Here is a 20897-nt window from a genome sequence, read left to right as displayed (position 1 = left end):
CGCAGCAAAAGGTCTGGGTCGTCGAGAAGGCCACGCGCACAAAGCGTTTCATTGTTCACACGGTGAACTACTTTGGATCGAGTGGGATTGTCCGTGACATCGACAGGCTGCGGCGGCCTTGATTACCCCGAGTCGCTTGCGGCCCACTCGGGTCGCATCTGAGCGGTTTCAGGCGGCCCACATCGGCGTGTTCACGAGCTTCGAGCTGGACCGAACCACCGCGTCAATGCGTTCCGGAGTCGGTCATCATCGGTACCGACTTCGCCTGCCCAGGCCACATATCCGTCCGGTCGGACGAGTAGCGCGTCAGCGGGCGCGTCTGGGCAGGTCGCGATCACGGTGTCGACGCGGTCGTTCCAGTCGCCCGCGATATCGGCGAATCCGCCGTCCTCGGTCAATTGGATCAATACCGCTCGCGCCGAGTGCAGCAGATCGGCGATACGCGTTCGGCCCTCCGAGGTTTCGAGGATGAGGTCCGGGACCATGCGTCCGGACAGTGGGTGCAGATCGCCGATGTCGTAGCGGATATCGGATCCGGCGAGCAGATGTGCGATATGTCCCGCGTTTTCAGGCACTTTGAGTAGTTCGCCCATGAACTCGCGCAGCGCGGTGACTTCTGGACCGGGCACCATCAGTGCGAGCTGGGACAGTGAGTGCATCATTACGCGCTCGCCGACCGGGTATCGCTCGGAGTGATAGGTGTCCAGCAGGCCCTCGGGTGCCCAACCGTTCACCTGTGCGGCGAGCTTCCAGCCGAGATTGGCCGCATCCTGCAAACCGAGGTTGAGGCCGGGGCCGCCCATCGCCGAGTGCACGTGGGCGGAATCGCCGAGCAGGAACACATTTCCGTCGCGATAGCGTTCGGCCAGTCGAGTGTTCTGACCTTCGGTCCGGCGCAAGGCGTGCGGGCCGGATCCGGGCGGTGGCGCGATCGGCAGGTCGACGCCGAGCACCCGCCGCAGGCTCGCGCGCAGTTCGTCGAGCGTCATCGGCGTGTCCTCCGGTACCGGATCGCCCTCGAACTCCATGGTCGCGACCAACGGGCGGCCGCGTTCGAGCTCCGCGAAGATGAACATGCCCCGTTCGAGGCGGTTGTGTCCGAAGGGAAGTCGTCCGAGGCCGGGAATCAGGATGCCGCCGTCTCCGGTGCGCAGTTCCTCCGGCACGCTCACATGTGCCATCCGAACCAACTTCGATGCGTTTGTGCTGCCGGGGAATTCGATTCCGATGTGTTTGCGGACGAAGCTCTTGCCGCCGTCAGCCGCGACCAAGTAGGTGGTGGTCAGCTCGTACTTGCGGTCGGGCCCGGTCACTGCGACGGTCACGCTTCCGTCCTGCTGGACCAGATCCGTGAGCTCATGGCCCCAACGGATTTCGATACCGAGTTCGCGTGCCCTTTTCTCTAACAGGCGAACCAGTTTCGGCTGGGGGATGAGCAGCGCGTACATCGGATTGTCCGCAACTTCGGCGAAGGACACCGGCATCCCACTGAACATATAACCGGGCACGGGCTGCGGAGCGCCCGGCGCGCCGCCGAATTCGTGGTACAGGCCGCGCATATCCAGCAGCCGAATCACCTGGCCGACAAGGCCGTTCGCTTTCGGCTCGGCGCTGGGCTCGCTCAGTTTCTCCAACACGATGGGACGCACACCGGCCAGTGCGAGTTCGCAGGCGAGCATGAGCCCGTTCGGTCCGGCACCGGAAATAACTACGTCGAAAGAGTTTTCGGGCATGACGAATACACCTCTTATTGCCTTTGATAAGTGTGTGCGGTGAGTCAGTCGCCGACGGAAGGCGCGGGAAGTCCCGCGGCTACCTCGTCGATGGCTTGTCGTAGCAGTGTGGTGAGCAATACCGGCGGATCCGCGTACACATAGGTCGCGGTAGCGGCCTGGTAGATCGCGCCGATCGCGGCGACGACGAGGCGTGGATACAGATCGCGGGCCGCGTCGGTTCCGGTGCGTGCCGCGATCGCCTCGATCCAGTCGTCGGATACCGCCTTGGACACCGCGGTTCGGGTCTCGGGTGCCTCGAGCAATTCGCGAATGACCGCCAGTTGGCGCGCGGTTGGCGGGTGATCTCCGGCGCCGTCGGCCTCGAGTGGTTCGAGGACCGCCGCGGTAATCGCGGTCCACAGCGGTTCGTCCGCGGGCCGGTTCCGCAGTGCGATCAGACTGCGCTGGATCCGCTCGGTCTGCTGGTAGGCCAACGCCTCGTGCTTACCGGTGAAGTAGTTGTTGAAGGTCCGGACCGACACGCCCGCGCGCGCCGCGATGTCCTCTCTGGTGATGTTGGCCAGTCCGTGCTCGAATGCCAGCTCGAGCGTCGCATCGCTCAGTGCCTTACGGGTGTCGAGCTTCTTGCGCTCCCGAAGGCTGAGGACTTGCTCATCTGGCATGACACCAGAGTACCGCGAAACTTGCCCGATGGGCAATATTTCCCGACGGGCAATGTTGCCCGCTGGGCAAAATTCAATGGCTTATCAGGCGTAGACCGGACCGGTGTACTTCTCGCCCGGGCCCTTGCCCGGCTCGTCCGGATGCGCCGAGGACTCCCGGAAGGCCAGCTGCAACGACTTCAGGCCGTCGCGATACGGACCGGCGTGCGGACCGAAGTATTCGATCGACGAGGTGACCAGCCCCGCGAGCGCGGTGATCAGGCGGCGCGCTTCGTCCAGATCGCGGCGCGGACTGTTGTCCGGATCCTCGTCGGCGAGTCCGAGCTTCTCGGCCGCCGCGCTCATCAGCATCATCGCGGCGCGGCTGATGATCTCGACCGCGGGGATATCGGCCAACTCGCGGACATCGGTCGGATCGGATACTGCCTCGTCACTCATAGGAACGAGGATGGCATCGTGGCGGTCGGGCGCGCTCGCCGGGGCGGGGCGATTCGGCGATAGCGAGTGGGAATGTTAGACTTTCCGCTGACGACCGCCCCGGGCTTGCTCGGGGCTGATAAGTGGAGCCCGACTCCCACCGTTGCCGACGAGCGATCGTACTGGTTAAACGGTCCGGTCCCCCGCCTCTCCAGGGCGGGTTTCTTGTGCGGAGGGTCCTCGCGAGGATCATCACGGACAAGATCGACGCGAGCATGCTCGTGGTCGAAGGCCGGTCGACTCGGGCCCCGTTGCGGAATACCGCACCGGGGCCTTTGTGTTGAAAAGGGGTTGCCGTTATTGCGTGCGGTCGTCTGACGACACCGCTTGACCTAGGAGGCCCCATCAGCACTGAGACCCGCATCAACGATCGCATCCGCGTTCCCGAGGTCCGACTCATCGGACCGGGTGGTGAACAGGTTGGGATCGTGCGTGTTGAAGATGCACTACGCGTCGCCCTCGAGGCGGATCTCGACTTGGTCGAGGTCGCGCCGGATGCCCGTCCACCGGTCTGCAAGATCATGGACTACGGCAAGTTCAAGTACGAGACGGCGCAGAAGGCGCGCGAGTCTCGCAAGAACCAGGTGCAGACCGTGATCAAGGAGCAGAAGCTCCGTCCCAAGATCGATGACCACGACTACGAGACCAAGAAGCGCAACGTTGTTCGCTTCCTCGAGGCGGGCTCGAAGGTCAAGGTGACGATCATGTTCCGCGGTCGTGAGCAGTCGCGCCCCGAATTGGGCTTCCGACTGCTGCAGCGTCTGGCCTCCGACGTCGCCGAATTGGGTTTCGTCGAGACCTCCGCCAAGCAGGACGGTCGCAATATGACCATGGTCCTCGCGCCGCATAAGGGTGCGAAGACGCGGGTGAAGGCGCAGGAGGATTCGCGGGCACCGCGTCCCGCCGCCACCGAAGCGCCTGCCGCTCCCGCACCTGCCGCGGGCGCACCGGCCGCCGAACAGGCCGCGCCGGCCGAACCGCAGTAATACCGATCAGAAAACCGGTGGTCCGACGAGGACCACCGGTACGAGACAGATAGAGGAATCCATGCCGAAGATGAAGAGCCACAGCGGCGCCTCGAAGCGATTCAAGCTTTCGGGCCGTGGCAAGCTGCTGCGTCAGCAGGCGAACCGTCGCCACCTGCTCGAGCACAAGTCCACTCGCCGGACTCGTCGTCTGGACGGCACGGAGGCCGTCGCGTCCGTTGATGTCCCTCGCGTCAAGCGCCTGCTCGGTCTCTGAGACCGCTGGCGATCGTTGACTGGTCGCTCCAAAAGACCAGCATTCGCGACCGGGATTCCGGACGCCGACCACCGACCAATTCTTGGGCGTGACGCATGCGCCCCCTAGATCTAAAAGGACTGACCCATGGCACGCGTCAAAAGGGCCGTCAACGCGCAGAAGAAGCGCCGTTCCGTTCTCGAGGCCTCCAAGGGCTACCGCGGCCAGCGCTCGCGGCTGTACCGCAAGGCCAAGGAGCAGCAGCTGCACTCGCTCACCTACGCCTACCGGGACCGCCGGGCGCGCAAGGGTGACTTCCGCAAGCTCTGGATCGCCCGCATCAACGCCGCGGCGCGCCTGAACGACATCACCTACAACCGCTTCATCCAGGGCCTCAAGGCCGCCGGTGTCGAGGTGGACCGCAAGATCCTCGCCGAGCTGGCCGTCTCCGACGCCGAGGCGTTCGCCGGTCTGGTCGCCGTCGCCAAGGCCGCTCTCCCGCAGGACGTCAACGCTCCGGCCGCCTGATCCGGGCTGCGTGACGACACAGCATTCGGAACGACCCGTGGATGCGCTCTCCGAGCACAATCCGCGGGTCGTTTCCGCTGTCAAGCTCCAGCGCGGCGTAGTTCGCCGCAAGACCGGGCTGTTTCTTGCAGAAGGCGCGAATTCGGTTGCGGCGGCGCTGGAAACCGGTCGGGTGCGTGAGCTGTTCTATTCGATGTATGCCGCCACTCGGGAGAACTCCCTGATCGCCGGGGCCGCCGCCGCGGGTGTGCGCACCACACTGGTGAGCGAGCGCGCTGCCGAACACCTCGGTGAAACCGTCACCGCGCCGGGGCTCGTCGCGGTATGCGACCAAATCGACGTGCCGCTGACGGACGTACTGGCCGAGCGGCCGACACTGCTCGCCGTCCCGGTAGAGATCGCCGAACCCGGCAATGCGGGGACTCTTATCCGGGTCGCCGACGCGGTGGGTGCGAATGGCGTTGTGCTGGCGGGGGATACGGTCGATCCGCACAATGGCAAATGCGTTCGCGCCAGTGCGGGCAGCCTGTTCCACGTGCCGATCGCACGGCATCGCGATATCGGCGAGGTACTCGATGCCATTGCGGCAGCGGGCATTACGGTTTTGGCTACCGCCGCCAAAGGCGAGGTCGATCTGGACGATGCCGACGAACTGCTGGCCGGTCCGGTGGCCTGGCTGTTCGGTAATGAGGCGCATGGTCTGGATCCGTCGGTCGCCAGCCGAGCCGACCACCGGGTGCGTATCCCGATCCACGGTCGCGCCGAAAGTCTCAATCTCGCCGCCGCAGCAGCTATCTGCCTGTACGCGAGCGCGCGGGTCCAGCATGCGAAATAGGGCTGGCGCGAATCCACAGCGGAACGCTCGGGCGTGAGCCCGTACTTGGTCAGCGAGTGGTGATCGTCGGCGGCGTGTCCCGACTGTGAACCTGGCCTGCCCTCGTGCGAAAAACCTGTCGGACAACCGATCAGGGGTTCGGCGTGGCCAATGCCTCGGCGATCGATATACCTGTGCGTTCGGCGAGCATCCGCCGCTCACGAACCTCACGGGAGGTACGGGGCCGGTAGCCGGGACCGGTGCCGCAGCAGCCGCCGTAGAAGTTCAGCCCGGATTCGAGGACTGTTGCGAGCACTCGCCAACCCGCGTTGTCGACTTTCCTTGGCACTTCGAGATCCGGTCCGGCATCTATGAATTCGCCATGACATTGCGGGCAGTGTTGCGGGCCGTGTCCGATCGTGTGCTTGTTAGAAACCCGGCAGCGCAGGCACACCAGATGCGTCCGACTCGGGTAGATGCACATGCGACCAGCGTACGTTCGCGGCATGTTCGGGTCGAGCTTATTTCAGCTCGGACGCAACCACCGCATCCGGTCGGTGGCAGTTCCTCGGCGGTGGGTGCTTACCAATACGCGATCATGTGGATGAACGGTTCGGTGCAGTAACAACCTCGGCTGACCGGATTTCGGGCTCCTCACCCGTTTTTCCTGCTGCCCATCGATCGCCCGGCCGGGCGGGGTACTGAGCAGGCTGCGGATATGGCAGCGGCTGCGCTGCCGGGAACTGACCGTGCACCGGGCTGTACGGCATTTGGTGCCCTAGCGGCGGAATAGGCTGCCAGGTAGCTGGCATCGGCTGCGCCGGGTACGGCTGGCCCGGGTAGGGCGGGGGCTGGACGGCGTTCTGAGCCGGGGCGGCGGCGATCCAGCGTCGGGCCGAGGGCACCATTGCCAAAATTATTGTGGCAATGGGGAACACCAAGCCGATGGAACCACCGAGTGTCCCGGCAATGCCCGACGCGCCTCCGATCAGGGTGACGCCGAACATGACGACCGCCCAGGCGATTCCGAACACGATCGCCGACGCGCAGCCCGCGACGATCAGCAACCGCGCTGCAGGCCTGCGACGGAACAATGCCGCTGCTCCGGTCCCTAGCAGCGTCCCGGCAAGGAGTGCGACCGTCCCTGTGCCCAACACATAAGTCGGATACCACGTCAAGCCCGCAGCCTGGCGGAGCTCGTGTGACTGCGTGAGGACCAGCACGATATTCATCAGCCCGACCAGCATCTGCACGACTGCGCCGATCGCCGCCAGTACCCCGGCGGTAATCGCAGTCCCGCCCTTGGGTTTCGGTGTCGACGCCTGCGAATACGGGTACTGAACACTGTGGTACTGCGGATAACTCATAGCCCAGCTCTCTCGTCAAGACCGCCGAACCGGCGTCGTCGGCAAGGGTACGCAAGGATGTGCGTACACCACTAAGCGTGTGCTGCGGCTGATTACGCCGCTACGCCGAACTGATCGACCGCGCGGACCCGGCAGGCCGAGGAATTCGCGGCATCGGCGCATTCTGAGGTGCGCGGGTATCTCGCCGCCACGCTGTCGGCGATGGCCGCCGCTCTCGGCGAGCATATGGCTGAGGAGGCGGCGCTCGTCCTGCCGCTCGTCGGCCGCGTCATGACCGCCCGCGAATGGCAGGCGCTCGGCGAACGGGGGACGCGCCGCCGTGCCCAAGGACCGGCACCTCGGCTTCGTCCTGCAAGGCGTACCGCACGTCGAACGCCGAAAGTTCCTCGCCGACATGCCTTTCGCCGCCCGCCTGGCCTGGCGCCTGCTTGGCCGCCGTGCCTTCGCCAAGGATTACCGCTCGATCTACGGGACAGATCCCGACGAATAGACGTTCGCGCAGATCGGGGGCCCGTAGCGGAGTGTGCATCCTGTGATCATCGAAGTATCGGTCCGGTTCCAGCAGTTGAGGTTTGGTTACGCAACAAGGTGCCAGCGCGAATTCGTCGAGTCAGTTGCCAGAATATCGATCCAACACTGCGATGATTCTCTCGAAATCGCGTACCGAACGCTGGCAGAACTCTCGATCCGTCCTCACTAAGAGGTCCACAGCTTGCGCTTCGGTTGCCAGTCCCTGGAGTTCTTTCTCAGCCATTACTCGTGAAGGTACGAGCACCCAGTTTCGTCGGGTAGTGTCGAACAACCAGTCGATCTCCCGATTGTCGGCAAAAGCAGCCTGATGCAATAGTTCAGCAACATGAGCTGGCCGAGGTTCAGGGGAACGCCAGACAACAAGCGGCGGAGCGGGAGTGTCGTCATCACCGATGCCGCCCGCATGGCGATACCACTCCAGGTCTCCGTACCGCTTCAGTCGAGTAATAAAGTCACTAGAATTCATTACCCTACTTCCTTGATCGTAGCGCCGGGATTATCTCCCATAATAGTCTTCCGACATTGCTCGATATAAATGAGGTTCGGACTACGGCTCGGATCGTAGACATATTTGTCGTCAGTATATACACGTAGTGGTGCCGGAGAACTATCGGTCGGTGACGGAGAGTCCCAGGTCAATCATTGATATATTCTGAGTCGTAGTCTATTTTTAGGTCGGCTGGCCGAGATGGCCACGGGGGAGACTGAATTCTGGCTCCTGACCATTTGTCTATGGTAACAACCGGATAATCTGATTGATTTGCGATACCCGATCGGTTCCAAATGAGAATATCGCCCCAGAAAACCTCAGCCGGTATCTCGGGGTGCCGATCTGAGATAAACATGTTCCATCCATTGCGAAAGCCGATTCGCAAGCTGCCGGACTTGAAGAATACTGGCGATACGATTGGCCCTGTAAGCGTTCTTTCGATTTCGGATTTCGGCCAGTGTGTGATCACATGACGGTTGGGATCGTCTTCGGCAAGTGATCGTGGCGAGAGTCCGGTACCGTATCCGGCAGCTATCCTGAATCCGGAATCGAGGTGGAATTCGAATCCATCGGGCCGCCATTCTATATTGGCAATACTGCTTCGTAAAGGTTGTATTATCCACCTGTCGTCGTACTCTTTAATCTCCGAGTTCACATCTATCCTTCTTCGACTTGCCGACGAGATCAAAGTGGGCGATGTTGTGTGCGCTGTGCTGCCCGGTGCGGGTGTCGCATCGGTAAGTTGCGCGATTGAGGATTTCCGGCTGATCGTTGTACCAGCCGGAGATCACGCCGATGTGGTTGTCGGCAACGAGGCACGGCCTCGATCCGGTGGTCGTCGCGCGTGCCGACCACCGCATACGCATCACCATTTGCCTTCGCGCCGAGACGCCCGAATTCGGCTGACGGCGGCCTCGATTTGTCTCTACGCGAATTCCCATGTCCGCTAAGCGAATTGCCGGGCGCTCAGCCTGCGATGATGGCCTCGCGCTTATTGAAGCCGCGCACCAGAACCTTCAGCATCAGGCGGATGGCCAGTCCGGCATCCTGTTTCATGCGCACCAGTTCTGGTTCGGTCGCGTGTTGGAGCACGCGGGGCACCTCGAATTTCAGGTTGCCGCCCTGCTTTGCCGCCTTTTCGATGCGCGCCCAGTCTTCGAGGGTGACGTGCTCGTCGATGATCGGGAACACCACCTTTTCCTCATCGGCGATGTGCTCGGAGAGCAGGGTGTGTGCGGTTTCCAGCGTCTCGGCGAGTGCGGCGGCGGCCGCTTGTTTATCGCTGGCTACGGCGAACGCGGCCGCGCGTGTGCGCAGTGTCGCCAGCAACTCGTCGACGTGGATGTGATCGTCTTCGAGTTCGCGCACGTCGACGGCGGGACCTGCGGACGCGATGAGGACCGGCCAGAGCACGTCGTCCTCGATGGTGTGATGGTGGTGGATGGAGTCGCAGAGCAGGTTCAGGTACTCGGTGATGGCCGCGGCGCGGCGGGGCGGGCATGGGGATCCGGCCGCGATCCGGGCGGTGATCTGCGCGAACCGTCGGGTATCGGCGATCATCCCGCGGTGCGCGATCTTCATCCCGGTGACGTCGGGGGTCACGCGGGTGGTGACGGCGGGATTGCTGGTCATAATGGCTCCTCGAAAGTTGCGGTCCGCGAGCGCGATGGCAAGCAGTTCACGCTTTGTTGGAGCAACGATGCATTCCGTCGCTTGCACCGAACTTATCGGCGACTTAAGGCGTTTTCACTTCCTGCGCGATGCCGACAAATGAGTCCGTTCGGCTGCGGCCCGCACCGTGCGCGACCTTCGGTGCACGGCTAGATGACATTGCAGCAGAGGGCCTTAAGCGTGCTCGCCGCCACAGGGCGCGACTGTGTGCCGTGCCGCGTGTGGCGTCTGGCGTACGGCTGGATGCCATTGGGGCAGGGGGCATTAGCGTGCTCGCCCACCACCGGGCGCGATTGTGTGCCGTGCTGCGTGTGACGTCGCTGTACGGCTGGATGCCGTTCGGGGCGGGGGCCTTGGCGTGCTCGCCGCCACAGGGCGCGACTGTGTGCCCTGCCGCGTGACCTCGGCGTACGGCTGGATGCCGTTCGGGCAGGGGGCCTTAAGCGTGCTCGGCACCACAGGGTGCGACTGTGTGCCGTGCCCCGCTTGACGTCGGTGTACGGCTGGATGCCGTGCGGGCGGGGGCCTTAAGCGTGCTCGCCGCCACCGGGTGCGACTGTGTGCCGTGCCGCGTGACCTCGGTGTACGGCTGGATGCCGTTCGGGCAGAGGGCCTTAGCGTGCTCGCCGCCACAGGGCGCGATTGAGGGCCGTACCGCGCGTGACATCCACGCAAGCCGGATCCCATTGCGGCACCACGCATTCCCGTGCTCGCCACCACTGGTCACGTGAGCTGTCGCATACCCAGTGATGCTCTCGCACAAGCTATAGCCTCTGCGAAGTAGGTACTGGATATGCGACAACTGCGGCTCGAGGGTTCGAGTGGCCGGGTTAGGGGACGGGTGGGGTGCCGCCGGGGGTTACTGGGAGGCCAGCTGCTTGCCAGGCGCGGAAGCCGCCGATGAGGTCGGTGGCTTGGTGGAGGCCGAGTTCGAGGACGTCGGCGGCGGCGAGGCTGGAGGCGTAGCCCTCATTGCAGACCAGCACCACGGGAGTGTGCTCGGTGAGGCCGGGCAGTCGGTGCGCACTGGTCGGGTCGAGGCGCCATTCCAGCACGATTCGTTCCACCACGACCGAGCCAGGGATTTCGCCCTCGGCGAGGCGGTTAGCGTGTGGGCGGATATCGACGACCAATGCGCCCTCGGCCAGCAGTGCCGCCGCCTGCTCCGGGTCGACGCGATTCAGCTTGGCTCGCGCTTGGTCGAGCCTGTCTTCGGCGCTGATAGCACTACCTTCTTTCATGGCCGGGATCGCCGGGGAACGGGCGCGTCTCATGACTGCGCCTCGCTAGGCTCGGCTCCGTCGTGACCACCTTGGCGACTGTATTGAATGTTCGCTCGCTCATACGCCCACGAAATCCGTGAGAGCACGGTACTCGCGGACTGGTCGCAGCGGTGGTGAATACGCGTGTACCGAGGCGGCCGGGCGGGTGCTGTGATTGCGCAGCCGATGCGCGCGATCCGGTCCGAAGGCGACCGTTTCACCGGCCTGCCAATTCGCCGTGCGCACCGGTCCGCCGGGGTGGCGGTATTCCTCGCCGAGTTCACCGATGGATACCGTGAACGAGCCGGACGCACCGCCGTGATCGTGCGGTTCGGTGCCCTGTCCCGGCGCCCACGACAGCAGCCACACTTCGACGCCCATGGTCAGCGCCAGCCGGGTCCACCAACGTTGCTGCGTATCGAACCGCACGATGTCCAGTAGCGGGGTCGCAAGGGCATCGGCGACCGACCTGGTCAACTCCCGCAATTCCGCGGGGGACCACAGCGTCCGCTCCGGACACACCGCTTCGCGCATCAGCGGTACGTCGACCGCAAAATGAATATCGTTGGTGTGCTTGAGATTCACCGGCAGTGATGTGGTCAAGCGAAATACTCCTGACATGGTCGTGGTGGACGATCGACTGCGCTGCCAATAACCGCGACGAAGCGGTCTCGCGCATTTTCCGGCACCACGACGCCGTTGCCATCGGTCTCGATCACCATGAGCAAAATCCGCATGCGCACCGTCATCGCTGAGGCGCAGCGCATTCGCGGGCGGTAGCGGCACCGGGGCCGCGGCAAGCGTGGGCGCAGACGCATCCGTTCGCCGCCACTGCTGGGGCTTTCCAGCGACTAGCAGCACCATTTTGTGCTGGTTGCGGAAGGTGTGAGTGGAGATGCGTCCGGTGATCGCCACTGCCGAGGCTTTCCCAGCGACTAGCAGTACCTTTCCGTGCTGGTTGCGGCAAGCGTGGGCGCAGAAGCATCCGATGGCCGCCACCGCCGGGGCTTTCCCAGCGACCAGCAGGGCCTTTTCGCGTTGGTTGCGGAAGGTAGGGGCGGAGATGCGTCCGGTGATCGCCATCGCCGGGATTTTCCAGCGACTAGCAGTACCTTTCCGTGCTGGTTCCGGCAAGCGTCGGCCGAGATGCGTCCGATGACCGCCACCGCCCGGGCTTTGCCGCCGACTGCCAGCCCCTTCCTGTGCTGGCCCAGCTCATCCCGGCGTGCTCGCAGGCGCACGCGGACCGAGCCAACCGCATGGACCGATGCGCTAATCGCCCTCGGCGCGGAGGTTTTCGAGTATTTCGAAAGCCCAGCGAGCCTCGACCGCGTCGGGACCGGCCACACCCATGGCGGTCATTACGGTCAGCAGCATGCCGGTGCTGAGGAAGCGGCGCATTTCCATGACGGATGCGCCGGTGAGTTCTTCGATCACTCGGTAGATGCCGCCGAAGCGGGCGCGGACTTCCGGACCGATGGCTGGATCGGACGCGGCGGCGAAGGAGTGCAACAGGACCAGGAGTAGTTCGTGTTCGTTGAGGAATGTCTGGTAGCCGGTGCCGAGGGCGCGGATCTTCTCCTCCGGGGTGGACTCCGGCGTGATGTGCTCGGCCGCGGCCGCGCGGAAGACCTCCTCGATGCGATCGCACACCCGATGCGTCGCGGCCAGGAATAGCTGCTGTTTGGTGCCGAAGAGGCGGATCACATACGGCTGCGAAACCCCGGCAAGTCGCGCGATCTCATCGGTTTTCGTTGCGGCATAACCCGATTCGGCGAATGCGGTGACGGCGGCGCGCAATACTTCCGCGCTGCGTTCGGTCGCGGTCATCCGGGTTCGGGCTGAACTCGCCATCGTGCTCCACTTCGTCGTCGCTTGTTGACATGTTATCAGCCGATGCATACTCTTCGGACAGTAAGTTATCAGTCGATTACAACAAAGGCTGGACATGTCCGAGACACTCGTAACCGCCGATCCGCAGGCGTCCGTCGAACCGCGCGCGGGCGGGCGGTCGCTGGCCGCCGTGCTGGCCGCCGTCGGCATCCCGATGTTCATGGTCACGCTGGACAACCTGGTGGTGACCAATGCGCTGCCGGTGATCCGCACCGAACTCGGCGCATCCCTCGCCGATCTGCAATGGTTCGTCAACGCCTACACGCTGGCCTTCGCATCGTTGCTGCTCACCGCCACGTCGATCGGTGACCGGCTCGGTCGCCGCCGGATCTTCCTGGCCGGTATCGCGATCTTCACGGCGGCATCGGCGGCCTGCGCGCTAGCCACCGAGCCCTGGATGTTGATCGCCGCCAGGTCGATTCAGGGTTTCGGTGCGGCCGCGGTGATGCCGCTTTCGCTGACCCTGCTGTCATCGGCGGTACCGGAGAAGATGCGCAGTGCCGCGATCGGCATCTGGGGTGGTATCTCCGGACTCGGCGTCGCACTCGGCCCGCTGATCGGCGGGGCGGTGGTCGAGGGGCTGAGCTGGCAGTGGATCTTCTGGGTGAATGTGCCGATCGGCGTGCTGGTGCTGCCCTTCGCGGCGTGGGCGCTGGCCGAATCGCACGGGCGGGCCAAGCGACTGGATCCGCTCGGGCTGGTGTTGTCCGCGGGCGGTGTGCTCGCGGTGGTGTGGGGCGTGATCCACGGCGCCGATGACGGCTGGACCTCGACCGGCGTACTGACCGCTCTGATCGGCGGTGCGGTGCTGCTCGCACTGCTGATCGCTTGGGAGTTGCGGACACCGGATCCGATGCTGCCGTTGCGGTTGTTCCGCTCCCGGGCATTCCGGGTGAGCAATACGACCGTCTTCACCTTCTCGGTCGGTGTTTTCGGCTCGATCTTCCTGCTTGCGCAGTATTTCCAGGTGGTGCAGGGCTTGGGGCCGCTGCAATCCGGCATTCGGACCATGCCGTGGACGATGGCACCGATGGTGGTCGCACCGCTGGCCGGATTGATCGTGGACCGGGTCGGTGCGCGGAATCTGCTGACGGCCGGACAGACCTTGCTCGCGGCGGCGCTGGCCTGGATGGCGGCGGTGACCGCGGTCGACGCGAGCTACCTCGCCTTCGTCGGGCCGTTCCTGCTCGGTGGTATCGGGATGGGACTGACCTTCGCGCCCGGTGCGACCGTGGTGATGGCCAGTGCCGCACCCGAGGATCGGGCGATGGCGTCCGGCACCAACAGCACGATTCGGGAAGTGGGCGTCGCGATGGGGGTCGCGGTGCTGGCGTCGGTCTTCGCCTCACACGGTTCCTACGTCGACCCGCAGAGTTTTGTCGACGGGTTGGTTCCGGCGGTGTGGGTCGGTGCGGCCATCGTGGCGGTGGGTGCGCTGGTGTCGCGGCTGTTGCCGCGCCGGATTACCGCCGCGGACTGACAAAGCCGCTGTTCGGCGACCAGTGGTCCGCCCAGGTGAGCAACTGAGTGGGGCGTCCGCCGGTCGGTGGACAGCCAGACCCGTTCCGGATAGCGCTTCGGTGATCGATCCAACGGTGCGGATGTCGTGGTGCGCTCGTCCAAGGCCGACGGCCAATGGGCGAGCGCGCTGCGTTTGGCGACGACATCCCGCGTGCTGCTACCCCGTCATCAAGCGCTGGCTCGGGCAGGGCCGGTTCTCGGACGCCACCGGCACCGCGATTTCGCCGCCGCGCCGCAGCCGGGTCTGGCCTGGGGGAACGACCCGACCGCAGCGCTGGCATACCGTCGGCAAGCGACACAGCGGTAATCCGGATGAATCGGCCACGCCGCATCTAATACGATTCGACCAGCAGCAATGTGGGTAGGCAATTACGCGGACCCGCGAACCGATCCCCAGGGGAGAGACGAACGATCGTGGCCGACGACAACGATGGAGTCGAGAACGCAGCGCTGAGCGAGGAGGCATTGGCCGCCGCCGCGGCGGAGGCCGAGAAGGCGTTTGCGGCGGCCGCCGATCTCGATGCGCTCGCGGTCGCGAAGACCGAGCATCTCGGCGGTAAGGCGCCGCTGGCCTTGGCGCAGCGCGCGCTCGGCAGCCTGCCGAAGGCGGAGAAGGCGGATGCGGGCAAGCGCGTGAATGTCGCGCGGGCCCGGGTATCGGAGGCATTCGAATCGCGTCGCACGGTGCTGCTCGCCGAGCGTGACGCGGCCGTGCTGGTCGCCGAGACGATCGATGTGACGTTGCCCGCGCGCCGGGACGCCCTCGGGGCTCGGCATCCGATCACGGTTATCTCCGAGCAGATCGCCGATGTCTTCGTCGCGATGGGATGGGAGGTCGCCGAGGGGCCGGAGGTCGAGACCGAGCACTTCAACTTCGACGCGCTGAATTTCCTGCCCGACCATCCGGCGCGCACGATGCAGGACACCTTCCATATCGCGCCGGAGGGTTCGCGGCAGGTGCTGCGCACGCACACCTCGCCGGTCCAGGTGCGCTCGCTGCTCGAGCGCGAACTGCCGATCTATGTGGTGTGCCCCGGCCGGACCTTCCGCACCGACGAACTCGACGCCACCCACACGCCGGTCTTCTCGCAGGTGGAGGGTCTGGCGGTGGACAAGGGCCTGACCATGGCGCATCTGCGCGGCACCCTGGACGCGTTCGCGCGCGCCCTGTTCGGGCCGGATACTCGCACCCGCATGCGCCCCAACTACTTTCCGTTCACCGAGCCGTCGGCCGAGGTCGACGTGTGGTTCCCGGACAAGAAGGGCGGCGCTGGCTGGGTCGAATGGGGCGGCTGCGGCATGGTGAACCCGAAGGTGCTGATCGCCAGCGGGATCGATCCCGAGGTGTACAGCGGGTTCGCGTTCGGCATGGGGCTGGAGCGGACGCTGCAGTTCCGCAACGGCATCCCGGACATGCGCGACATCGTCGAGGGTGACGTGCGTTTCACGCTGCCCTTCGGTATCCGGTCCTGAGCTTGTCGATTCCAACGAACCTTCGATCGAGAGAGCGAAACGTCAAGTGCGAGTAGCGCAGTCCTGGCTGACTGAAATCCTGCGGCGGACCACCCCCGAATGGTCGGTGACGCCGGAGGAGCTCGATGCCGGATTCGTCCGCGTCGGGCTGGAGGTCGAAGAGGTCGACAAGCTCCAGCGGGTAAACGGTGATATCGATAAGCCGCTGGTGGTCGGCCGCGTCGCCGAGATCACCGAGCTGACCGAGTTCAAGAAGCCGATCCGGTTCTGCAAAGTGGATGTCGGCAACCCGGAGCTGCAGGAGATCGTCTGCGGCGCAACGAACTTCGCCGTCGGCGATCTGGTGGTCGTGGTGCTGCCGGGCGGTGTGCTGCCCGGCGGGTTTCAGATCTCCTCGCGCAAGACCTACGGGCATGTGTCCAACGGCATGATCTGCTCGGTCGCCGAACTCGGTATCGGCAAGGATCATTCGGGCATTCTGGTGCTCGAGCCGGGTACCGCCGAACCGGGCACCGACGCCAATGAGCTGCTCGGACTCGACGATACGGTCATCGAGTTGAACATCACGCCGGATCGCGGGTACTGCTTCTCGACCCGCGGTCTGGCGCGCGAGCTGGCGTGCGGATTCGATCTCGAATACGCGGATCCGGCGGTGCGGACCCTGCCCGACGACGAGCAGGACGCGTGGCCGGTGCGGCTCGAACCGGAGTCCAAGTGCACCCGTTTCGCGGTGCGCCGGGTCACCGGTATCGACCCGAATGCGGTGAGCCCCTGGTGGTTACAGCGTCGGCTGCTGCTCTCAGGTGTGCGCCCGATTTCGCCCGCGGTCGATGTCACCAACTATGTGATGCTCGAACTCGGTCAGCCGCTGCACGCCTTCGATGCGGCCAAGCTCAACGGCGGTCTCGTCGTGCGCACCGCCAATAAGGGCGAGACGCTGCGCACGCTGGACGAGGTCGAGCGCGAGCTCGATGCCGAGGATGTGGTGATCGCCGACGATTCCGGCGTGGTCTCCCTCGCGGGCGTAATGGGCGGTGCGACAACCGAAGTCGGCGCGGAGTCGACCGATATCGTGCTCGAGGCCGCCACCTGGAATCCGCTGCTGGTCTACCGGACCGCGCGCAGGCACAAGCTGGTCTCCGAGGCCGGTAAGCGTTACGAGCGGGTCGTGGATCCGGAGATCAATGTCGTCGCGCTTGATCGCGCCGCCACGCTGCTGGCCGAAATCGCCGGTGGCACTGTGGAATCCGCGCTGACCGATGTGCGGGTGCCGGTGCCTGCCGCGCCGCCGATCCGGATCGACATCGATCTCGCCGATCGGGTGGCTGGCGTGGTGTATGCGACCGGAACGTCGGCGCGTCGGCTCGCGCAGATCGGCTGCACGGTCGAGGTGGGCGTCGATGAGGCCACCGGCCACGGACAGCTCGTCGTCACGCCGCCGAGCTGGCGGCCCGATCTGGTCCAGCCCGCCGACCTCGTCGAAGAGGTGCTGCGGCTGGAGGGGCTGGAGCAGATTCCGTCGGTCATTCCGACCGCACCGGCCGGGCGTGGGCTGACCGCCGCGCAGCGTCGCCGTCGCGCGGTGAGCCGGGCGCTTGCCTTCGCCGGATGCGTCGAGGTGCCGCCGCCGCTGTTCCTCGCCGCCGGGATTTTCGACGTCTGGGGCTTGGACGCCGATGATCCGCGCCGAAACACCACGCGGGTGCTGAATCCGCTCGATGTGGAGCGCGCGGAATTGGCGACCACGCTGCTGCCGGGATTGCTGGAAGTGGCCGCGCGCAATATCTCTCGTGGCGCGCGCGATCTCGCGATCTTCGGGATCGCACAGGTAGTGCTGCCCGGCCCGAATGTGCGCCCGGTGGCGGCGTTGCCGGTGGATCGTCGTCCGACCGATGCGCAGATCGAGGAACTGCTCGATTCGCTGCCCGCGCAGCCGGTGCACATCGGCGCGGTACTGACGGGTCGGCGGGAACCGCGCGGACCGTGGGGTGCCGGGCGTACGGCGGAGGCCGCCGACGCCTTCGCGCTGGCCGATGCCGTCGCCGATGCCGCGGGAGTGAGCATCGAGCGTCGTCCCGCGGTTTATCTGCCGTGGCATCCGGGACGGTGCGCCGAGTTGGTGGTCGATGGTCAGGTCATCGGGCATGCGGGTGAATTGCATCCGGCGGTCTTGGAGCGGGCGGGTCTGCCGCCGCGCACCTGCGCCGTCGAACTCGATCTCGATGCGCTGCCGCTGCGCGAATCTCGGCCCGTGCCAGTGGTTTCCCCGTTCCCAGCGGTACTTCAGGACGTCTCGGTGAGCGTCGCGAAGTCCGTGCCCGCGGCGTCGGTCGAATCGGCGCTGCGCAGCGGCGGCGGTACGTTGCTCGAGGATATCGCCCTGTTCGACGTGTACGAAGGTGCGCAAGCGGGCGAGGGCCGCAAGTCCCTCACCTATGCCCTGCGTTTCCGCGCCACCGACCGGACCCTCACCGAGGATGAGGCGAGTGCCGCGCGTGACTCGGCGGTCGCGGCCGCCGCCGACGCGGTCGGAGCGGTACTGCGCGGCTGATGAGCTGAAATCGGCCGGGGCGGTGCCTCGGCCGGGCCGTTGTCCGACCACCGCGTCGCCAGTCGTGGGACCAACGACAGCAGGTGATTCGCGGGGAGAACATATTCCGGATTCGTTATGCCGACCGATCATGGCGACGGCGTCCGGAAATGCCGAATACAAGAATGTGTCGTCCGCGCTGGCAGGCTTGTGCTGCCTGCGCAGTGAGCCGTTGCCGAGTGCTACCCGCTCGGGGCGGTTGGTGAGGTGAACCCGGACGTGCGGTATGCGGGGTTCACTCGCTGTGGTACGGGGTCCTCCTGTGAGTCTGTCACCAGGGCACTGTTCCGGCGTCGTCGAAGAATTCGCCGGTCGGTCCGCCATCGGGGAGGGTCGCGAGGTGTATCGCGATTGCCGCGCCCTGTTCGGGGGTGCGGTGGCCGCGGAAGCCGTTGAGGTCGGTGGCGGTGAAACCGGGGCAGCCGCAGTTGATCAGTATGTTGGTGTCGCTCAGTTCTTTTGCGTATTGGACGGTGACGGCGTTGAGGAAGGACTTCGACGGCGAGTACGCGGCGGAAATCGGACCGGTCTCGCTGCCGGGCGTGGTCTGGAGGGTGAGCGAGCCGACGCTGCTGGACATGTTCACGATTCGCGGTGATGCCGAGCCGCGCAGCAGGGGCAGCATCGCGTTGGTGACGCGGATGACGCCGATCACGTTGGTTTCCACGGCGGCTCGCACGGTCGCGGGATCGACCGTGGTGGGCGCCTGTGGCATACCGCCGGTGATCGCGGCGTTGTTGACCAGGACGTCGAGGCCTCCGGCTCGGTCGGCGATGAGATCGGCCGCGGCGGCCACACTCGCGTCGTCGGTCACGTCGAGCGGTACACCGAAAGCGTCGATTCCGGCCGCGCGTAGCTTCTCCACCGCGGTGTCGCGGCGTTGTGAATCCCGCGCACCCACACCGATTCGCCAGCCGAGAGCACCCAGGCCCGCCGCGATCTCGTATCCGATTCCCTTGTTCGCGCCGGTCACCAGCGCGATCGTCTGTTCACTCATACCGTCGATCCTGGTTCGGTCTCGGGTGGTGCGTCCAACACCAGCTGGGTGGCCGCTCATACCGCACGGGTATTGGTGACGGTGAGCGCCGGATACGATGACACGGTGGAGACGCGGGAGTTGCGATACTTCGTCGCCGTCGCGGAGGAGTTGCACTTCGGGCGAGCGGCACAGCGACTCGCCATGGCGCAACCACCGCTATCACGGGCGATCCAACAACTCGAGCGGCGGCTTGGCGTGGTTCTGCTACACCGCACCACTCGCTCGATCGCCCTGACCGAGGCCGGGTCGGTGCTTTTGCGGGAGGCCCGTGCCGCGCTCGACGCGGTCGAAGCCGCGGAGCGCCGCACCCGCCGCGCCGCCGATCGGCCCGGTGTGGTGCTGGCCACGAAGGCCGGAGCGTCCAGCGAACTGTTATCGAAGCTGCTGGACGCCTACGCCGCCGAACCGGGCGCTGTCACCGTCGAAGTGATGCTGTGCGGGCCCGGCGAGCAGGAGGGATTGCTGCGCGACGGCCGTGCCGACGTCGCCCTGCTTCACCGGCCCTTCGACACGACCGCCGGATTCGACACCGAGGATCTGCACACCGAACAGCAGGTCCTGGTCCTGCCCGCGGGCCACCCCCTCGCCAACCGGCCCCACATGTCGTTAGCCGAGGTTTCCGCCCTGACGGATCTGCCCCTACCGCGCTGGCCCCGACGGGACGGGAGCTATCCCGACGGCCCTGGTCCGCAGGTTCGCGACCACACCCAACTGGCCCAACTGATCGCGCTCGGACGAACCTGCGCAGTCATGCCCGAGTCGGTCCGAACCCAGCTACGCGACGTTCACGCGATCGTGCCGGTGCTGGACGCACCAGCGGTCACGACCGTCATCGCTTGGCCACCACACAGCAGATCCAAAGCCGTCGCCGATCTCGTCCGCACTGCGATACGTCTCTAGCCGACACCGCTAGTGGGTGGTGTCGAGCTGCTGAGATATGCCGAGCGGACTACGAACTCGATAGGCGATGGCAGCGCTGCCGTAACGTCGTAGGTGGACTATTACGTGGTGCGGCTGTGGGAGGACCTGCCGCCTCCGAGGCGTACAGCCTGCGCTGGATCGACGCCTCGTATCTGCGATTCGGGCCCGCGTTTCGGTGGTGGCGCACCCTCTGCCCCGAGGACACGGTCACCGTCGCACCCTCTGCCCCGAGGACACGGTCACCGTGGCGTGGCAGTTCACACCCGATCCCGACGGTGAGATCACGTTCTCCGCGCCGCTGTCGGGCCTGAGGACGGTCAGCACGGAGGAATTTGCTACTGCCGTAACCGATTTCGACCACCGACTGCTGCAAGCCATGCAGGAGCGTGTGGACCACCTGGCCGTGGCCGGAGCCGTCCCGGGGATCGAGCTCGATATCCCTGCGCTGATTCGGGAACAGGAGCAGCGCCGGACGTGGTTGCCGCGGGCTTTGGCGCGGCAGGACGACACCGACTGGGCCGCCGTACGTGCAGGCGCGGCGATCCTGGCTCCGCATCCGGCGTGAACGCACGGAAATGCCGTGGCGTGCGATTCGGCATACGTAACATCCAGTGCGGCAAAGGAATTGATCGGCAGCGCGAAAACGGCCTCTTGTGAAAGAGGGCCGGTAGTAGACCGGGACCAGGATACCGTTTGATATG

24 protein-coding genes are annotated in these 20897 nt (G+C 65.3%); 11 read left to right on the top strand and 13 right to left on the bottom strand.

What is annotated here, in order from left to right; translation table 11 throughout:
- Positions 1-191: 191 nt before the first annotated feature.
- The 3 genes from NA5_RS16735 to NA5_RS16725 all read right to left on the bottom strand — a co-directional run bounded on the left by NA5_RS16735 (position 192) and on the right by NA5_RS16725 (position 2836).
- On the bottom strand, positions 192-1733 hold the full coding sequence (locus NA5_RS16735) for an FAD-dependent monooxygenase (RefSeq protein ID WP_062986825.1): 1542 nt from the start codon (positions 1731-1733) through the stop codon (positions 192-194).
- 44 nt (positions 1734-1777) lie between these two features.
- A complete protein-coding gene (locus NA5_RS16730) occupies positions 1778-2398 on the bottom strand; it encodes a TetR/AcrR family transcriptional regulator (RefSeq protein ID WP_062986823.1) in 621 nt (206 codons plus the stop codon).
- An 84-nt stretch (positions 2399-2482) separates the two neighbouring features.
- Positions 2483-2836 carry a DUF1844 domain-containing protein gene (locus NA5_RS16725; protein ID WP_062986815.1) on the bottom strand — a complete coding sequence of 118 codons (354 nt, stop codon included), beginning with the start codon at positions 2834-2836 and terminating at the stop codon, positions 2483-2485.
- 338 nt (positions 2837-3174) lie between these two features.
- Here NA5_RS16725 and infC point away from each other — a divergent pair, with 338 nt between their 5' ends.
- From infC to NA5_RS16705, 4 genes are all read left to right on the top strand, one after another.
- Positions 3175-3861, top strand: a complete 687-nt coding sequence (infC, locus tag NA5_RS16720; RefSeq protein WP_084484190.1) for a translation initiation factor IF-3 — start codon at positions 3175-3177, stop codon at positions 3859-3861.
- A gap of 61 nt (positions 3862-3922) precedes the next feature.
- Positions 3923-4117, top strand: coding sequence for a 50S ribosomal protein L35 (gene rpmI, locus NA5_RS16715; RefSeq protein WP_062986811.1), 195 nt, complete (start codon positions 3923-3925; stop codon positions 4115-4117).
- 126 nt (positions 4118-4243) lie between these two features.
- Positions 4244-4624, top strand: coding sequence for a 50S ribosomal protein L20 (rplT, locus tag NA5_RS16710; RefSeq protein ID WP_040689024.1), 381 nt, complete (start codon positions 4244-4246; stop codon positions 4622-4624).
- Positions 4625-4661: 37 nt separating this feature from the next.
- Positions 4662-5459, top strand: a complete 798-nt coding sequence (locus NA5_RS16705) for a TrmH family RNA methyltransferase (RefSeq protein ID WP_062986809.1) — start codon at positions 4662-4664, stop codon at positions 5457-5459.
- A gap of 130 nt (positions 5460-5589) precedes the next feature.
- On the opposite strand, the gene NA5_RS38815 is transcribed toward NA5_RS16705, so the two are convergent.
- Positions 5590-5922 carry a hypothetical protein gene (locus NA5_RS38815; RefSeq protein WP_063813432.1) on the bottom strand — a complete coding sequence of 111 codons (333 nt, stop codon included), beginning with the start codon at positions 5920-5922 and terminating at the stop codon, positions 5590-5592.
- 112 nt (positions 5923-6034) lie between these two features.
- Complete coding sequence (locus NA5_RS16695; protein ID WP_157110458.1) at positions 6035-6691, bottom strand: hypothetical protein; 657 nt, start codon at positions 6689-6691, stop codon at positions 6035-6037.
- A gap of 433 nt (positions 6692-7124) precedes the next feature.
- Here NA5_RS16695 and NA5_RS40440 point away from each other — a divergent pair, with 433 nt between their 5' ends.
- Positions 7125-7295, top strand: coding sequence for a hypothetical protein (locus NA5_RS40440; protein WP_157110457.1), 171 nt, complete (start codon positions 7125-7127; stop codon positions 7293-7295).
- A 120-nt stretch (positions 7296-7415) separates the two neighbouring features.
- On the opposite strand, the gene NA5_RS40435 is transcribed toward NA5_RS40440, so the two are convergent.
- From NA5_RS40435 to NA5_RS16670, 7 genes are all read right to left on the bottom strand, one after another.
- Entirely contained in the window at positions 7416-7802 is a 387-nt protein-coding gene (locus NA5_RS40435) for a hypothetical protein (protein WP_157110456.1), read from the bottom strand.
- 169 nt (positions 7803-7971) lie between these two features.
- Entirely contained in the window at positions 7972-8481 is a 510-nt protein-coding gene (locus NA5_RS40430; RefSeq protein ID WP_157110455.1) for a hypothetical protein, read from the bottom strand.
- A gap of 311 nt (positions 8482-8792) precedes the next feature.
- Positions 8793-9458: a hemerythrin domain-containing protein gene (locus tag NA5_RS16685; protein WP_062986803.1), complete on the bottom strand. Its 666-nt coding sequence runs from the start codon at positions 9456-9458 to the stop codon at positions 8793-8795.
- An 869-nt stretch (positions 9459-10327) separates the two neighbouring features.
- The gene (locus NA5_RS16680; protein ID WP_245672262.1) at positions 10328-10771 is read right to left on the bottom strand and encodes a rhodanese-like domain-containing protein; all 444 of its coding nucleotides are present in this window, start codon (positions 10769-10771) and stop codon (positions 10328-10330) included.
- A 66-nt stretch (positions 10772-10837) separates the two neighbouring features.
- Positions 10838-11362, bottom strand: coding sequence for a cysteine dioxygenase (locus NA5_RS16675; RefSeq protein WP_062986799.1), 525 nt, complete (start codon positions 11360-11362; stop codon positions 10838-10840).
- Entirely contained in the window at positions 11359-11508 is a 150-nt protein-coding gene (locus NA5_RS41815; RefSeq protein WP_218020109.1) for a hypothetical protein, read from the bottom strand. The genes NA5_RS16675 and NA5_RS41815 overlap by 4 nt, the downstream gene beginning before the upstream one ends.
- A gap of 523 nt (positions 11509-12031) precedes the next feature.
- Entirely contained in the window at positions 12032-12613 is a 582-nt protein-coding gene (locus NA5_RS16670; protein ID WP_062986798.1) for a TetR/AcrR family transcriptional regulator, read from the bottom strand.
- A gap of 94 nt (positions 12614-12707) precedes the next feature.
- Between NA5_RS16670 and NA5_RS16665 the strand changes: the two genes are divergently transcribed.
- From NA5_RS16665 to pheT, 4 genes are all read left to right on the top strand, one after another.
- Positions 12708-14132 (top strand): MFS transporter, encoded by a 1425-nt coding sequence (locus NA5_RS16665; protein WP_062986796.1) that lies wholly within the window; start codon positions 12708-12710, stop codon positions 14130-14132.
- A gap of 126 nt (positions 14133-14258) precedes the next feature.
- Positions 14259-14480, top strand: coding sequence for a hypothetical protein (locus tag NA5_RS16660; protein ID WP_062986795.1), 222 nt, complete (start codon positions 14259-14261; stop codon positions 14478-14480).
- A 107-nt stretch (positions 14481-14587) separates the two neighbouring features.
- On the top strand, positions 14588-15646 hold the full coding sequence (gene pheS / locus NA5_RS16655) for a phenylalanine--tRNA ligase subunit alpha (RefSeq protein WP_062986793.1): 1059 nt from the start codon (positions 14588-14590) through the stop codon (positions 15644-15646).
- A 46-nt stretch (positions 15647-15692) separates the two neighbouring features.
- Complete coding sequence (gene pheT, locus NA5_RS16650; RefSeq protein ID WP_062986791.1) at positions 15693-18197, top strand: phenylalanine--tRNA ligase subunit beta; 2505 nt, start codon at positions 15693-15695, stop codon at positions 18195-18197.
- Positions 18198-18507: 310 nt separating this feature from the next.
- Here pheT and NA5_RS16645 read toward each other — a convergent pair whose 3' ends face one another.
- Positions 18508-19233 (bottom strand): SDR family NAD(P)-dependent oxidoreductase, encoded by a 726-nt coding sequence (locus tag NA5_RS16645; RefSeq protein ID WP_062986789.1) that lies wholly within the window; start codon positions 19231-19233, stop codon positions 18508-18510.
- Between the two features lie 48 nt (positions 19234-19281).
- On the opposite strand from NA5_RS16645, the gene NA5_RS16640 reads away from it, so the two are divergent.
- Together NA5_RS16640 and NA5_RS16635 are read left to right on the top strand one after the other, a co-directional pair.
- Entirely contained in the window at positions 19282-20175 is an 894-nt protein-coding gene (locus NA5_RS16640; RefSeq protein WP_218020102.1) for a LysR family transcriptional regulator, read from the top strand.
- A gap of 196 nt (positions 20176-20371) precedes the next feature.
- Positions 20372-20761 (top strand): DUF5984 family protein, encoded by a 390-nt coding sequence (locus NA5_RS16635; RefSeq protein ID WP_062986787.1) that lies wholly within the window; start codon positions 20372-20374, stop codon positions 20759-20761.
- Positions 20762-20897: the final 136 nt, after the last annotated feature.

Source organism: Nocardia anaemiae NBRC 100462 (genome assembly GCF_001612725.1).
GTDB lineage: Bacteria > Actinomycetota > Actinomycetes > Mycobacteriales > Mycobacteriaceae > Nocardia > Nocardia anaemiae.
This window is presented reverse-complemented; position numbering and strand designations above follow the sequence as displayed.

Excerpts from the sequence above, each read along its gene's own strand:
- NA5_RS41815 (WP_218020109.1), bottom strand. The coding sequence starts at position 11,508 with ATGACGGTGCGCATGCGGATTTTGCTCATGGTGATCGAGACCGATGGC.
- NA5_RS16680 (WP_245672262.1), bottom strand. The coding sequence starts at position 10,771 with ATGAGACGCGCCCGTTCCCCGGCGATCCCGGCCATGAAAGAAGGTAGT.
- NA5_RS40435 (WP_157110456.1), bottom strand. The coding sequence starts at position 7,802 with ATGAATTCTAGTGACTTTATTACTCGACTGAAGCGGTACGGAGACCTG.
- NA5_RS38815 (WP_063813432.1), bottom strand. The coding sequence starts at position 5,922 with ATGTGCATCTACCCGAGTCGGACGCATCTGGTGTGCCTGCGCTGCCGG.
- NA5_RS16725 (WP_062986815.1), bottom strand. The coding sequence starts at position 2,836 with ATGAGTGACGAGGCAGTATCCGATCCGACCGATGTCCGCGAGTTGGCC.
- NA5_RS16685 (WP_062986803.1), bottom strand. The coding sequence starts at position 9,458 with ATGACCAGCAATCCCGCCGTCACCACCCGCGTGACCCCCGACGTCACC.
- rplT (WP_040689024.1), top strand. The coding sequence starts at position 4,244 with ATGGCACGCGTCAAAAGGGCCGTCAACGCGCAGAAGAAGCGCCGTTCC.
- NA5_RS16730 (WP_062986823.1), bottom strand. The coding sequence starts at position 2,398 with ATGCCAGATGAGCAAGTCCTCAGCCTTCGGGAGCGCAAGAAGCTCGAC.
- NA5_RS16670 (WP_062986798.1), bottom strand. The coding sequence starts at position 12,613 with ATGGCGAGTTCAGCCCGAACCCGGATGACCGCGACCGAACGCAGCGCG.
- NA5_RS16665 (WP_062986796.1), top strand. The coding sequence starts at position 12,708 with ATGTCCGAGACACTCGTAACCGCCGATCCGCAGGCGTCCGTCGAACCG.
- NA5_RS16645 (WP_062986789.1), bottom strand. The coding sequence starts at position 19,233 with ATGAGTGAACAGACGATCGCGCTGGTGACCGGCGCGAACAAGGGAATC.
- rpmI (WP_062986811.1), top strand. The coding sequence starts at position 3,923 with ATGCCGAAGATGAAGAGCCACAGCGGCGCCTCGAAGCGATTCAAGCTT.
- NA5_RS16735 (WP_062986825.1), bottom strand. The coding sequence starts at position 1,733 with ATGCCCGAAAACTCTTTCGACGTAGTTATTTCCGGTGCCGGACCGAAC.